This is a genomic window from Ktedonobacter sp. SOSP1-52, from assembly GCF_016587395.1.
In genome coordinates, this window is record NZ_BNJH01000004.1 from 992,001 (window position 1) to 1,005,072 (window position 13,072).

13 protein-coding genes are annotated in these 13,072 nt (G+C 56.3%); 5 read left to right on the plus strand and 8 right to left on the minus strand.

What is annotated here, in order from left to right; all coding sequences use genetic code 11:
- Positions 1-20: 20 nt before the first annotated feature.
- Entirely contained in the window at positions 21-434 is a 414-nt protein-coding gene (locus JMJ16_RS39450; RefSeq protein WP_201390391.1) for a helix-turn-helix domain-containing protein, read from the minus strand.
- A 243-nt stretch (positions 435-677) separates the two neighbouring features.
- Here JMJ16_RS39450 and JMJ16_RS39455 point away from each other — a divergent pair, with 243 nt between their 5' ends.
- Positions 678-1,820, plus strand: a complete 1,143-nt coding sequence (locus JMJ16_RS39455; protein ID WP_201390393.1) for an ABC transporter ATP-binding protein — start codon at positions 678-680, stop codon at positions 1,818-1,820.
- 72 nt (positions 1,821-1,892) lie between these two features.
- Here JMJ16_RS39455 and JMJ16_RS39460 read toward each other — a convergent pair whose 3' ends face one another.
- Positions 1,893-2,390, minus strand: a complete 498-nt coding sequence (locus tag JMJ16_RS39460; RefSeq protein WP_201390395.1) for a hypothetical protein — start codon at positions 2,388-2,390, stop codon at positions 1,893-1,895.
- Between the two features lie 402 nt (positions 2,391-2,792).
- On the opposite strand from JMJ16_RS39460, the gene JMJ16_RS39465 reads away from it, so the two are divergent.
- Together JMJ16_RS39465 and JMJ16_RS39470 are read left to right on the plus strand one after the other, a co-directional pair.
- Positions 2,793-3,857 (plus strand): ROK family protein, encoded by a 1,065-nt coding sequence (locus JMJ16_RS39465; RefSeq protein WP_201390397.1) that lies wholly within the window; start codon positions 2,793-2,795, stop codon positions 3,855-3,857.
- 110 nt (positions 3,858-3,967) lie between these two features.
- Positions 3,968-5,143, plus strand: coding sequence for a protein kinase (locus JMJ16_RS39470; RefSeq protein ID WP_201390399.1), 1,176 nt, complete (start codon positions 3,968-3,970; stop codon positions 5,141-5,143).
- 57 nt (positions 5,144-5,200) lie between these two features.
- On the opposite strand, the gene JMJ16_RS39475 is transcribed toward JMJ16_RS39470, so the two are convergent.
- Together JMJ16_RS39475 and JMJ16_RS39480 are read right to left on the minus strand one after the other, a co-directional pair.
- Positions 5,201-6,079: an isoaspartyl peptidase/L-asparaginase family protein gene (locus JMJ16_RS39475; protein WP_201390401.1), complete on the minus strand. Its 879-nt coding sequence runs from the start codon at positions 6,077-6,079 to the stop codon at positions 5,201-5,203.
- 62 nt (positions 6,080-6,141) lie between these two features.
- Positions 6,142-6,705: a PadR family transcriptional regulator gene (locus JMJ16_RS39480; protein WP_201390403.1), complete on the minus strand. Its 564-nt coding sequence runs from the start codon at positions 6,703-6,705 to the stop codon at positions 6,142-6,144.
- Between the two features lie 212 nt (positions 6,706-6,917).
- Between JMJ16_RS39480 and JMJ16_RS39485 the strand changes: the two genes are divergently transcribed.
- Positions 6,918-7,769, plus strand: coding sequence for a methyltransferase domain-containing protein (locus JMJ16_RS39485; RefSeq protein WP_201390405.1), 852 nt, complete (start codon positions 6,918-6,920; stop codon positions 7,767-7,769).
- Between the two features lie 52 nt (positions 7,770-7,821).
- On the opposite strand, the gene JMJ16_RS39490 is transcribed toward JMJ16_RS39485, so the two are convergent.
- From JMJ16_RS39490 to JMJ16_RS39505, 4 genes are all read right to left on the minus strand, one after another.
- The gene (locus JMJ16_RS39490; RefSeq protein ID WP_201390407.1) at positions 7,822-9,027 is read right to left on the minus strand and encodes a pyridoxal phosphate-dependent aminotransferase; all 1,206 of its coding nucleotides are present in this window, start codon (positions 9,025-9,027) and stop codon (positions 7,822-7,824) included.
- A gap of 108 nt (positions 9,028-9,135) precedes the next feature.
- Entirely contained in the window at positions 9,136-10,305 is a 1,170-nt protein-coding gene (locus JMJ16_RS39495; RefSeq protein ID WP_201390409.1) for a M20 family metallopeptidase, read from the minus strand.
- Positions 10,302-11,486, minus strand: a complete 1,185-nt coding sequence (locus JMJ16_RS39500; protein WP_201390411.1) for a CaiB/BaiF CoA-transferase family protein — start codon at positions 11,484-11,486, stop codon at positions 10,302-10,304. The genes JMJ16_RS39495 and JMJ16_RS39500 overlap by 4 nt, the downstream gene beginning before the upstream one ends.
- Before the next feature lie 85 nt (positions 11,487-11,571).
- Complete coding sequence (locus JMJ16_RS39505; RefSeq protein WP_201390413.1) at positions 11,572-12,240, minus strand: hypothetical protein; 669 nt, start codon at positions 12,238-12,240, stop codon at positions 11,572-11,574.
- Positions 12,241-12,560: 320 nt separating this feature from the next.
- Between JMJ16_RS39505 and JMJ16_RS39510 the strand changes: the two genes are divergently transcribed.
- Entirely contained in the window at positions 12,561-13,052 is a 492-nt protein-coding gene (locus tag JMJ16_RS39510) for a hypothetical protein (protein WP_201381969.1), read from the plus strand.
- Positions 13,053-13,072: the final 20 nt, after the last annotated feature.

Below are 13,072 nucleotides of genomic sequence, written 5' to 3' on the forward strand. Positions count from 1 at the left end.
GCGAAAACACGTTTTCGCGGCTACATTTGTATGGACTCTTCTGGTTGTTCTTCCAGTGCGGGACAGCCTTCGGCTTCTGTACGCAGTGGAATCCAGTCTTCGGCCCATAGATGGATCGCATCAACGACCGGTTTAAGGGCGTGCCCTTTCTCCGTGAGCTGATACTCGACGCGCACAGGAATTTGGGGGTAGACAACGCGTTTAACGATGCCCTCGCTCTCCAATTCGCGTAAGCGGTCACTCAATACGCGGTCAGAAAGTCCTTCGACGACTGTGGTCAGCTCACCAAAGCGACACGGGCCATTAAGAAGCGTGTTCAATAAGAGACCTGTCCAGCGTTTGCCAAGTATCTGAACCGCGTGCTCATAGCGAGGACACATGCGCGCCGGTGAGTCTTGCGCCGATGTTGTTGAGGTTGTAGGCTTTGTAGCCATGGATTCACCTACCTGCCATTTCACAGGTACCTTGATTGTACCAATAGGGATAAAAAGCGCCTGTTTAGAATTACTTGTAAGTATACCATGTTTTATTCTCTAAGGCAAGGATGGATACAGCTAAAAAGTAAGTGGAAAGCTTTTTTCTTCCCTCATACTTTTGTTATATAGTGGCCACTTCCCTGAGTGCCGCAGGCGCGAAGGTTCTCCTATAAGGCCAGCTCGTGAGCCTGGTGGGGGGATTTGTGCTACACTAGCGGTATGCTGGATGTCTCCCTTTCAACACAACTGGATATCTTTACGCTGGATGTAAGCTTCGCCGTGCCGCAGGGAACAACGACGGTGCTGCTTGGAGAGAGTGGCGCGGGGAAAAGCACCGTTCTGCGTTTACTGGCGGGCCTCTTGCAGCCTCAGGCAGGCCATATCATCCTCGATAAGCAGGTTTACTACGATAACAAGCGCGGATTGGCGTTACCGCCCCAGGCACGCCCCTTTGGCTATGTCTTCCAGGAGTATATGCTCTTTCCGCACCTGACGGTCTTTGAGAACATTGCCTTTGGTTTACGAGCGCAGGCAGAGGCGCGCTCGCGCATACGCTTGCGGGTTGCAGAGGCGCTGGCACAGGTACACCTGGAGGGCTATGCCCAACGTTATCCTGCCCAGCTCTCGGGGGGACAGCAGCAGCGCGTGGCGCTGGCACGCGCCCTGGTTCTACAGCCACAGCTACTGCTACTGGACGAGCCGCTCTCTGCCCTGGATGTACAGACGAGGCGCGAGATACGCCAGGAACTACGCCGTATCTTGACTGAGGCGGGTATTACGACGGTCTTTGTGACGCACCAGTATGTGGATGCGCTGGTCTTTGGTCAGCATATCCTGGTGCTGGACCAGGGACAGGTCTTGCAGCAGGGCTCGCAGCTTGACCTGGCGCAGCAGCCGCGCTCAGCCTATGTGGCCGAGCTGGTCGGTATGAACTTTCTACATGGTCGCCTGCTGCGTACCGAGGACGACGGCTCTTGTGTGGTGCGTATCGCGCAATCTCAGCCAGCATTGGATCTGACGGTCATGTTTGAGGAGCGCCAGGGAGCGCCCCCGAGCGAGAGTGAGATTTATGTCGTGGTGGAGCCGCGTGACATCACGCTGCACCCTGGTCCCCCCGAGAGTTCGGCGCGCAATAGTTGCAAGGGGCGTATTGTGCAACTGCTCCATCTGCCCTCGCCTTCTGAGGGGCGCGTCCGTGTCAGTATGGCCGTCGACGGTGTGGCGTCCGCGCCCATCTCCCTAACGGCTGAGATCACGGCCTCCTCCGCCGCGCGCCTGAACCTGCACGAGGGCCAGGAGATTTACGCCTCCTTCAAAGCCTCCGCCGCTCACGCATATATGTAAGTTTTGGCTATGTATGATGAGTGCTGTCAGCCGCAGGCTGACAGCACTCATCATACATAGCCAAAACATTAACTACTCATGAACGGTTTCGCTCTCCCACTGGCAGGTATCGGGATGATTCTGCTTGAGGGCCTCGGCCAGTCCATCGAGGTCGGTAACGTCGTCGCGATAGACCGCCCAGGCCTTAGCCTTCATGCCAGGCTCTGTCACCTTGCGGTAGGCGATAACGCTGATGCGCTTGCCATTGGGAAAAAACTCCTCTTTGATTTTAGTCAGGTTCTCCCAGGGAATGACAACGTCCTCGCCACTTTTATTGCGTCTGACCAGGGCATCTGGCTCGAGCGAGATGGTAAAGGGGATGGGGGCAACGATGCGCAGATAGATCGCGAAGCCCAGGATAAACAGGATGGCGATAATGGTGCTGGCCAGTACCGACGCACCCTGATGAATAGCGATCCAGAGCACTAAAGCTGTAATAGCAATAATGCCTATAACGGTCACAACGAGCTTAAAGCGGCTCAGGCCGGGTCCTATAAAGACCTGCTTGGAGGAGGCAGGAGATGATGCCATGGAAAACTGCTCCCATAAATTTATAAATATAGGCGGACGTATGTTAACGCAGTATAGTAGTAACAGGTATTGTAACAATAGGGCGAAAACAATGCAACATGCCAAAACTGGGACAGGCATCCTAGCACCTTTGCGTTGCCCGACCAGTATGATATACTGAACACGTTGTCCCGGTAGGGTAGTATGCCTTGTTGCCCGGTAGCACCTGTATTAATCAGTCACAAGGGGCCTTAGAGAAGACCGCCCTGCGTCGCTTACTGCTTATCCGAAAACCCTGAGCGCGCGTGCCCCCGAATGGGGGGAGCGCTAGTCGTGAGAGCGGCGTTGGGTTTCGGAATAAGATCTTTCTCGGGAAAATCGTTAGGCGCGTGGGCGAAGGGTCGCGTGAAAGGGAGAACCGCCGTGTCTATACAGCACTCTTCCGATATGCCAACCGGATCTTTTTCCACAGGGCTGGTACATCCACAGCGCGTTACAGACAAACTGCTTGCCACTCATGGCTATGTCGTAGGCATCGAGATTAGCAGTAGCGGTCTGCGCCAATCGGTAGCATTAGCCAATTTGGATGGAGACATTCTCTTCCGTATCAGCCGCCCACTGGAGGTTGTTCCTGATAGTGCGACTGTCTTGCAGCAACTGGAGGCGATGCTGGCCGAGGTCACCTCGCCTGAGCGCCTTGTGGACGGACGCATCTTACGTGTAGGGATTGCGGTCGGAGGGTTGGTAGATGCTTCGCGTGGTATGGTGCGAAGGCTGTATCACGCTCATGGATGGAAAGATTTTCCGCTTCAGGATTATTTCACTGAGCGCTTTGATGCTCCTTGTATTATTGATAATAACGCAAATGCCGCGGCCCTGGCTGAGTATCAGCGTGGGGCTGGTATTGGCGAGCGTGTGATACTCTATGTTGGCCTGGGGCGAGGTATCGGCGGGGGGCTGATCATTAACGGGAAAATTTATCACGGGGTGAACTCGATGGCCGGAGAGATTGGCCATATGCTGGTGAAAGAGCAGGGCCCCCGTTGCTCCTGTGGTGGTTATGGGCATCTTGAAGCCATCGCGTCGGCGCGAGCGATTATCAGTACCACGCTTGGCCTCTCGGTTGAGGTGACAGAGACGCATGCCGCGATTATGCGCCTCTCACATAACTGGGCGGAGCGCCTGACGGTTGCCCAGGTCTTTCAACTGGCCGATGAGGGCGACCAGGTTGCACAGCGCGTCGTATCAGATGTGCATACCTCACTTGGCATCGCACTTGCTAATATCGTGCATTTAGTCAATCCGAGTATGATTATCCTGGGAGGATCGGTCGCCCAGGCTGGCGATCTCCTCGTGAAACCCGTGGAGCAGCAGATACACGAGTTGTGTCTGCCCGAGGTGTGCCAGGATCTAAAGGTCGTGCAAGGGCATCTAGGAGTGGATGCCAGCCTGGTTGGAGCCGTCACACTGGCTCTCCAGGATTTATGACATGTACTTCTTCTCCGAAAACCCTGAGCGCGCGGCCGCTGTGCCCCCGAATGGGGGAAGCGCTAGGCACGTCAGTGACGTTGGGTTTCGGAATAAGATCGTAAGGAATAATGCAGAATCTCGAGGGGCTTATGGTAGAAACAGGTCGAGTCATACAAAGGCGCTACCTGCTGCAACGTCTGGTGAAGCAGGGCCAGGTCTGTGCTGTTTATCAAGGATTCGACCAGGTATTGCAGCGTGTGGTTGCAGTCAAGGTTGCTCCCGCTGAACAGATTCCCGCATATCGGGCCTCGCTCCGACTGACATCTCAGTTCTCACATCCTAATATCATTGGTGTATATGATGTGATTCCTGAAGCTGATGGCCTCTATATTGTGCAGGAATATGTAGACGGCGATGATTTTGCTACGCTGCTCCAGGCTCAGCCATCTATCTACCAAATTGCTGACCTCGGTCGCCAGATCTGCCAGGCGCTCATGTACGCCAATACCTCTTCACGCAAAGTTTGTCATGGAGATCTGACGCCCGCCACTATTTTACGTGATCGTCGTGGCAGTGTGCGCTTAAGCAATTTTGCCTCTCCTCCTGACATGGCTTACTTTAATGCCTGGAGCATTGTAGGGGCCGATGGAGTTGCCCTGCTCGATGCCGAGACCCCCTGGGGACAGATGAGCGAGAATCGGCTTGCGGATGACACACGCGCGGTCGGTATCCTGCTCTACCAGTTGCTCTCGGGTCGACCTCAGGGCGCGACCTCCGTTGAGGCGCCCACTGATGGCCGCCTGCGTTTTCACCGCAATGTGCCGCCTGAGGTCTGCGATGTGATTGCCCGGGCGCTCATTCGCCAGCATCCTCAAAATATCGTGACCCCAGATGCCCTCTATAGCGAACTCAAAGCGATTGCCGACGCCCTGGAACCCTATGAACCCGTGTCCACCTTCAAGCCAGAGGATGTCTTAAAGCCACACCAGGTCTTGCCTACTGGCACTGGCAAGCTAAGCTCAGCCTCTGCTGGAGTCCGCCAGGAGCGCTCACAGCCAGGTCTGCTCTCCAACTATCGCTCTGAGCCTGGCTCCCTGGCTGTTTCGGATGCCCCCCCGGCTGCTGCCGCCCTGGCAGATCCCCAGTTCGCCCAGTCTCCCATGACGGACCAGGCGCTTCCCTATCCCGAAGCCCAACAGGCTCCCAGCCGCGTAAATATGCCAGTCTTGATCGTCGCTGGTCTGCTGCTATTCGCCCTATTTTTTGTCATCGGCTACTTCCTGGCCCAAATGGTATTAAAGTAAAGAAAAAGCGAGGGGCGCCATCTGCAGGATGGCGCCCCTCGCTTTTTCTTTATGCACCTATTTGTTTTGCGCGGAGCCGTACATCATGTTTTCGCTATTCCAGGCTTGACCAGTGTTGCCGTGTTTATCGACGACGATGACGCCCCCAGTCTCTTTTGTCTGAGTTCCCAGGAAGGCGATGACCTCGTCCGCTGCTTCCTGGGCTGTCTTGCCTGTGCCAACGGCGTCCGCGATACGTTTGGCGATCATCAGGCGCGTGAAGTCTTCTCCATAGCCTGTGCAGGAGATGGCCGCGCTCGCGTCCGCGTAGAAGCCGCAGCCGACCAGGGGCGAGTCTCCAACACGCCCGGGATGCTTGTTGACGATGCCACCTGTGGAGGTCGCGGCCGCGAGATGCCCATGGCTGTCGACGGCGACGGCGCCCACTGTTCCATGCTTTTTCTCCTCGAAGAGATCTTCGGCCTCGGTTGTATGCTGAGCCTGGGCCTGGGCGCGCTTCCAGTTGTTATACTGGCGCTCGGTAAGCAGGTCTTCAAGCTGGCAGAATGCGACACCCTGCTCTTCGGCGAAGAGGCTGGCCCCCCGGCCAATCAGCATGGCATGAGGACTCTGAAGGACCAGGCGTGCCAGGGCAATCGGGTTCTTCACCAGTTCAATGCCCGCAAGCGCGCCAACCTGAAGGGTGTGTCCCTCCATGATGCCGGCATCCATCTCGATATTGCCCTCAGAGGTCAGACAGGAGCCTGTGCCTGCGTTGAAGTTGGGATTATCTTCCATTGCGCGCACAGCGGCCTCAACGGCATCCAGGGCCGTGCCCCCTTGCTCAAGAATGCGCATTCCGACCTGTGCCGCCTCGTGGCAGCCCGCCATACCGGTACCGATCCGCTCCGGGCTAATGGTTCCCGCCCCACCATGAACAACAATTGCTACTGACATGCTTGCTATCTCCAATATGTAAATAAGATAATTAGACGCTCATCCATTTTATCACGAAGCCATCAAGAGCTCGGGCGGCTCTCATCCCGCAACTCTGCGGTCAATTCCGTGAGCCAGGCCAGAAGCGAGCGTGTCTGATAGATACGGCTGCGTAGTACTACATGGGCTAAGAAGTGTTCTGGGTCCTGCCTATCATCGATGCTGGCCTGCTGGCGCAGCTCCAGGTGCTGAAGGAAGTGCTCACAGGCCTCGGCCTGGCGCTGTACGAGCGCGATGGTCTGCTCGGGCGCGTATGGCCGCAGAAAATAGAGTTTGATCAAAAAGTGGATGCGAATATCGCGCGGCTTCTCCACTGGCTCTAGCAGCCAGGTATGAAAGAGCGCCTTCCCCTCCTCGCGCAAGTGATAGACCTTGCGTGGCGGACGGCTTCCCTGCTCTTTTACGGTGACCTCGATATATCCCAGGCGCTCCAGTTTCTTGAGAAAGGCGTATAGCTGGCTCATCTCAAGATGAATTATCTCGCCCAGCGTGCCTCGCTCAAATTCCTGGAACATTTCATAACCGTGCATTGGTTGTGCTTGTAAAAGCCCCAGCAGCGCGTATTCCGCCGGCTCACTGATCTGCATGCGTCTCATCCTCCCTCCAACAAGAAATAGCTAAGCTTGCCGCCCATTATAACATTATCATGCACATTATCCTTCCTTCGCGCCTGCGGTGAGCTTGTGAGCTGAGACGTTAGGGATGGTTGTTGCGCCAAGGTAGCAAATATGCTACATTTCCAGTGCTCTATGAGCGGCAATATGCCATTTGATTATATTTTTGGGAGCATCTTTGTATCATGTCTCAGCCACCGATTGTGCTGGCCTTTATGCAGGCCAGGGAGCTGCGCACCGCCTATAAAAGCGGTCAGGAGCAGACAAGCATTTCGCCTGACCTGGGCCTCTCGCGTGTGACAGTTGAACTGTCAGATAGCGGGGTAGTCTTTCCTGGCGGAGTCCATCTACGCTGGACTCAGGTAGAGAAGATTGCCGTCTCTGAGGTGAACTGCTTTGTGGTGGAAGAGAATGAGATCCGCTCCATCCAGTATTTCTCTGAGGATACCAACCGCATGTGTAGCCTGATGCCCACGCGTGGCGCGCCTACCATGCTAATTGCTGGCTTTACCATGCACCGCATTGTGGATATCGATCCCATGGAGGATACGCGCAAGAAGATGGCCACGTTGACGCCTGTGGTGGGACGCGTGCTGGATACGGCGACCGGCCTGGGTTATACGGCGATTGCCGCCGCCAAAAGCGCCGAGCAGGTGACGACAATTGAGTTTGATCCCGGTGCGCAGCATATCGCGCGCCAGAATCCCTGGTCCCACGAGCTCTTTGATAATCCGAAGATTCGCCAGGTGATGGGGGATGCCTACGAGGTCGTGCCGACCTTTGGCGATAACAGCTTTGACCGCATCGTCCATGATCCCCCCGTCTTTAGCCTCGCGGGCCAGCTCTACTCAGCTGTCTTCTACCGCGAGCTTTACCGCGTGCTGAGAAAAGGCGGGCGGCTCTTCCATTACATTGGGAATCTGGAGAGCAAGTCGGGCGGGACGGTGGCCAAGGGCGCGTTTAAGCGCCTGCAAGAGGCCGGTTTTAAGCGCGTCATCAAGCGCCCTGAAGCCTTCGGTATCCTGGCGTATAAATAAAGAGAAAATGGGATGTGGAGTGACATCAGTCGCCCCACATCCCATTTTCTCTTTATTTGTCGGCGAATTCGCAGATGGCGCGCACGCCGTACTCCACGTCCTCGTCGGAGGCGGCAAGCGAGATGCGTACAAACTCGGCTGAGGTGGCGCCGAAGCTGTTGCCGGGCGCGATCATGACGTTATATTCGCGCAGGAGGTCAAGGGCGAACTGGTTGTCCCGGCGCGAGACCCGACCCGCCCGGTCGCGGACGTCGATCAGGGTGTAGAAGGCGCCATGGGGTGTATAGATGTAGCGATCATATTCTTTGAGCAGCCGCGTTGCCAGGTCGCGCCTGCGGCGATAGGCCTCGCGCATGGTGGTGACGCAGTCCTGTGGTCCCGTGAGCGCGGCGGCGGCGGCGCGCTGCCCAATCAGGCTCACGTTAGTATGGCTACCGGCCAGGACCTCTGTGATGGACTTGATTAAGGCCTTGCTGGCCACAGCATAGCCCACGCGCCAGCCCGTCATGGCATAGGTCTTGGAGAAGGTATAGACCCCGATAAAGTGCCCCTGCTCTAGCTCTTCTGCACTCAGCAGTGTAGCGGGACTGACGTGCTCGCCCTCAAAGACGATCTGGTCATAGCATTCGTCCGAGAGGAGATAGAGGTCATGGCGCAAGGCGAAGGCCAGCAGGTCAGCGATCAGTTCGCGGGGGAAGACCGCGCCTGTAGGGTTGCCCGGCGTATTGATGAGCAGCATGCGCGTGCGCGGTGTGACCAGTTGCTCCAGCTCGGCGACTGAGGGCAGCCATTCGTTGGCGGGATCGAGCCGGTAGGGAATGGCGGTCGCGCCACAGGCCAGTAGCTGTGTGTAGTAGACCGGCCAGCAGGGATCGGGAATGAGTACCTCATCACCAGGTCCCACGGTGGCGTGAAAGATAGATTGCAGAGCGTTGGTGCCGCCCATCGTGGCGACGACGTTCTCGACGCCGACATGATAGCCATTGACACGCCTGATCTTCTCCGCCAGCAGCTCACGGAACCAGGGCCAACCTGGAGGCGGACCGTAGGGAATGACCTCGCGTTCCAGAGCTTCAATGGCGGCCTTGCGGATGTGCATGGGCGTGAGGAAATTTGGCTCCCCCATCTGGAGTGGGTGGGGAGGCGGAAGGGCCTCTCCGTGCTCCTGGGCCTCGCGTTGTAGCTGGCGCGCATAGGCACTTACCGCGCCGAAGCCGCCTGCTGGCTGGTTATAAATACTCTCTTTGCCAATTTTCATGCGTGGTGCCTCTCGAAAACCTGAGCGCGCAAGCGCTAGCCGCGTGAGCGGGCGCTGCGCCCCCGAATGGGCGTTGGTTTTGTCTAAGGATATGTTCCTGAATGCTTCCTATCTACAAATGCGCTCTATCAGCCCGCTGAGCAGGGCGATACGCTCTGGTAGATACTCAAGTTCGACATACTCGTCCGGGTTATGCGCCAGGCCGCCCCCTGCTCCCAGGCCATCGAGCGTGGGAACGCCTACAGGCGAGGTGTTGTTGGCGTCTGAGGCCCCGCCGCTGGCGACGTCATGGATCGCTATGCCCAGCTCTGCCCCGGCCTCTTGGGTCATACGGATCAGGGGTGCGTTGACCTCTGAATGCTCAAAGGGGAGGCTGCGCATCGAACCGCTTACCTGAGCTTGCGTCTCGGGAATATGCTGTTGGCGTACGGCGCGCTGCATGGCTTCTTCGATTTCGTGAATGCCCCGCATGTTGCTGGCGCGTACGTCCATATCACAGTAGGCATAGTCTGGAATGACGTTCTTGCGGTCGCCACCCTGGATGCTGGTCACGTTGACTGAGACGCCAGGGAAACTCTCATGGAGCGCCTGCATGGCCTGGACCTGGTGCGAGAGCTCGATGATGGCGTTGCGGCCTTTTTCTGGCTCAACACCCGCGTGGGCTGAACGTCCCCAGACCTCGACACGATACAGTCCGGAGCTTTTGCGTGCCGAAACCACTGTCTCCAGGGTACGGCCAGGTTCCAGCACCAGAGCTGCATCCGACTTTCTTGCCCACTCTGTAATCAGCTCCTTGCTGACGGGCGAGCCAATCTCCTCGTCGCTATTAAAGACAAAGGTGATGCTCTGATATGAATTCCAGTCCTCCTGGAGCAGCATGTCCACGCTATACATGCCCATAAGCAGGCCAACTTTCATGTCCAGTACGCCAGGCCCCTTGGCGATCTCTCGGCCATCTAGCATGGTCTGGGTATAGGGCCGCTTCTCGGCCTCGCCATCGGGAAAGACCGTATCCATATGCCCGATCAGGAGCACGCGCGCCCCCTGGGGATTGCCTCCCTTGCGGGTCGCGATCAGGTGGTCTCCATACTCCTGCTGGGAATCAAATGAGGTGGAGAAGCCCAGGTCTGTGAAGCGCTTTTGTAGGTATGCGCCGACCTGATCTACGCCTGCTTTGTTATATGTTCCTGAATCGATATTGACGATGGCTTCCAGGTCTTTGAGCAGCTCGGGAAGTAGCTGCCGGGCCTGGTCAATGCGTGGGTGGTGCTCCGTCATGCGATGACTCCTTCTTCGCGTAAACGTTCTATCTCTTCGTTACTATAGCCGGCCTCGCGCAAAATCACGCCGGTATGTTCGCCCAGTGTGGGCGGCGCGTAGCGCTGCTCAATCTGAACGCCCGAGAGGCGTGGAAAACTGAGCAGAGATTGAAAGCGCGCCCCGCCCTCGCCGTGTTGTAAGGCGACGCCCCTGGTCTGTATGTGGGGATCCTGCATGGCCTCCTCTGGCGTGTAGACTGGCCCGACACAGGCATCGATGTCGGCGAATTCCGTCAGCCACTCGTCACGCGTCTTCGTCTTAAAGATGTTTGCAAGTATCTCAACGGCCTGGTCGCGCTCCCCGCGTCCAACGGGCGAGTGAAACGGCAGGAGTTCGAGGTGCCCTATTCTGGTGCAGAAGGTATGCCAGAACTTGGGTTCCAGGGCCGCCAGGGTAATATGCTTGCCATCCTGCGTCTCGTAGATATTGTAGCAGGGAAGTCCACCATCGAGTGAGGAATGACCAGGTATCGGCATCTTGCCCGTATTTAAATACGCCGTCATCGCCAGGGGCATGAGTGACATCACGCCCTCGGTCATGGCCACGTCGACAAAGCGGCCCTCGCCGCTGCTGGCACGCCCCACCAGGGCGGTAAGAATACCCATGGCCGCCATAAAGCTCCCGCCTGCCAGATCACCCATTTGCGTGGGAGGCATAAGCGGGCGCCCCGACTCATCGCGCTGGTAATGGAGCAGCCCGGCATAGCCTACATAGTTGAGGTCATGGCCCGCGCGCTGCTGATAGGGACCATCCTGCCCATATCCACTGATCGCGCAGTAGATCAGGCCCGGTTGCTCCTGTTTCAGCCGCTCATAGCCCAGACCCAGGCGCTCCATGACGCCAGGCCGAAAGCTTTCTAGCAGCACATCCGCCTCTTTGATCAGGCGCAGGAAGAGGTTTTTTCCCTGCTCACTCTTCAGGTTAAGGGCGATGCTCCGCTTGTTGCGATTGACCGCCATGAAATAGAGGCCCATGTTTCCAGGTCCATAAGGCGGCAGGCTGCGCGAGTAGTCGCCGCTCTCAGGATCTTCGACCTTGATCACATCGGCACCAAAGTCCGCCAGGATCTGGGAGGCATAGGCGCCCGGGAGGAGGCGAGACAGGTCCAGGACGCGTATCGATTGTAGAGGCAAGCCCATGATTCTCTCTCCTTTTTCTCTGCTCTCAGTATACCCCAGCCTTAATTAGCTCCTCGCGCCTGCGGCGCTCACCACAACAATTTATTTATGCCGAGGCGGCGTTGCTCTCCTGGAGGCGAAACTGCGGGTTATAGTGTTTATCACAGCTGCTACAGGAGACCGGGCGGCTGTAGCGGCGGGTCCGCGGATACTGCTTGCCACAACTGGGGCATTCATAGATGTAGCGGATGGGGCGGCGTGCGCGGCGCATCTCTTCGCGGCGTTTGCTCTCTTCAAAGAGGAGCGCGCGTAACTCTTCCAACCCATAACCAGTCACAGCCGCCTCGTCAGCGGCGATTGAGTCATAGCCGTGGTGCCGGTGTTTGCGGGGCGTGCCATTGACACGATCCGCCAGGTGGATGAGCTCATGGGCGACCGTGACCTCGATTGATTTGGGTTGCAGATCTGGCTCAATAAAGATCAGGTGCCAGTACTCCTTGCGTAAAGCCTGCGCCATAGTGACATAGCAATAGCAGCCCAGTGTCATGAGGTTGAGGCGTTTCCCGGTCCAGCGCATAAACTCCTGCCGGTCCTGGGTAATAGCCAGGTGAGCCAGTTCGTGTTCGGGAAGTTGGAGCTTCTGCCAGTAGTGCTTGAGCCAGTGCTGTAAGGTCGTTCGATCTCCATAAATGCAGGGGGCACCCATCAATGTGGGGGGAACAGGAGCCATGCTTCGTCGCGTCCGCGTGTTTTTGCTCTTCTTTGTCGTGGTCATATATCCTCAGATGGTCTAGAGCCGCGCTACTTACTGCCTGCTCAAGGTAATTTCGGGTTACACCAGAGTCTCCCATCCATACCGGGTATTGAGTTTTTCGTCTATAGAGATGAGAGTAGTGATAGAGAAGAATTCTTCTTTTCGCCTATTTTTGCGGAAGTACTGTTCAATCCTTTTGAGTATACCAGTCATAATCTGCCATCGCAACTATTTTCTCTGTTTTCCCCTGCTTGACACCGCTCCTTATCAGTCGTAAGATATTGATTACATATTTTCATGGAACGTATACGTAAATCTCCGTATTGCTAAGGAGCCGTTCTATGGCATTGCAGATCTCTATTAAAACGCACCAATCATTGCAGCAGCTTGCAACGGAGATACGTGCGCTTCTTAATTTACCCCCCTTTACCGATAAATCTTTCGCGGGCTCACCCTATTGTCAGTTTGAGACGCTGGGTATGTTTGTGCTTGTGCAATGCACTGAAGAGGAGGAGCGGGATCCTGAAGTTATAGAGTATCCTTATTGCTTTAATATTCAGTTCTCGTTCAACGAACATACACTGGATACAGATGAAATGGAGTATAACTTGCAACCATACTATGCGCAGTTGCTGGCATTTCATCTCAACGTCGTGACCGCTTGCTATGAGAAGAAGCAAGTGGGGCGGCATTGGCAGGTGCGCTATCGCTATTTCCATAAAAATCCTACCTGGGATGGTTCGATCCTTTATGGTGAAATAGGCTGGGAACCAGCCGTCATTGCCTCACCACCTACTCCCTGGCGAACGATGATGCCCTCTGCCTTCTCATAGGAGCGGAGACCTGGCGTGCT

Coding starts and splice junctions, on each gene's coding strand:
- JMJ16_RS39495 (WP_201390409.1), bottom strand. CDS start 10,305: ATGACGGAGCACCACCCACGCATTGACCAGGCCCGGCAGCTACTTCCC.
- JMJ16_RS39490 (WP_201390407.1), bottom strand. CDS start 9,027: ATGAAAATTGGCAAAGAGAGTATTTATAACCAGCCAGCAGGCGGCTTC.
- JMJ16_RS39460 (WP_201390395.1), bottom strand. CDS start 2,390: ATGGCATCATCTCCTGCCTCCTCCAAGCAGGTCTTTATAGGACCCGGC.
- JMJ16_RS39505 (WP_201390413.1), bottom strand. CDS start 12,240: ATGACCACGACAAAGAAGAGCAAAAACACGCGGACGCGACGAAGCATG.
- JMJ16_RS39500 (WP_201390411.1), bottom strand. CDS start 11,486: ATGGGCTTGCCTCTACAATCGATACGCGTCCTGGACCTGTCTCGCCTC.
- JMJ16_RS39480 (WP_201390403.1), bottom strand. CDS start 6,705: ATGCAGATCAGTGAGCCGGCGGAATACGCGCTGCTGGGGCTTTTACAA.
- JMJ16_RS39485 (WP_201390405.1), top strand. CDS start 6,918: ATGTCTCAGCCACCGATTGTGCTGGCCTTTATGCAGGCCAGGGAGCTG.
- JMJ16_RS39470 (WP_201390399.1), top strand. CDS start 3,968: ATGCAGAATCTCGAGGGGCTTATGGTAGAAACAGGTCGAGTCATACAA.
- JMJ16_RS39450 (WP_201390391.1), bottom strand. CDS start 434: ATGGCTACAAAGCCTACAACCTCAACAACATCGGCGCAAGACTCACCG.
- JMJ16_RS39510 (WP_201381969.1), top strand. CDS start 12,561: ATGGCATTGCAGATCTCTATTAAAACGCACCAATCATTGCAGCAGCTT.
- JMJ16_RS39475 (WP_201390401.1), bottom strand. CDS start 6,079: ATGTCAGTAGCAATTGTTGTTCATGGTGGGGCGGGAACCATTAGCCCG.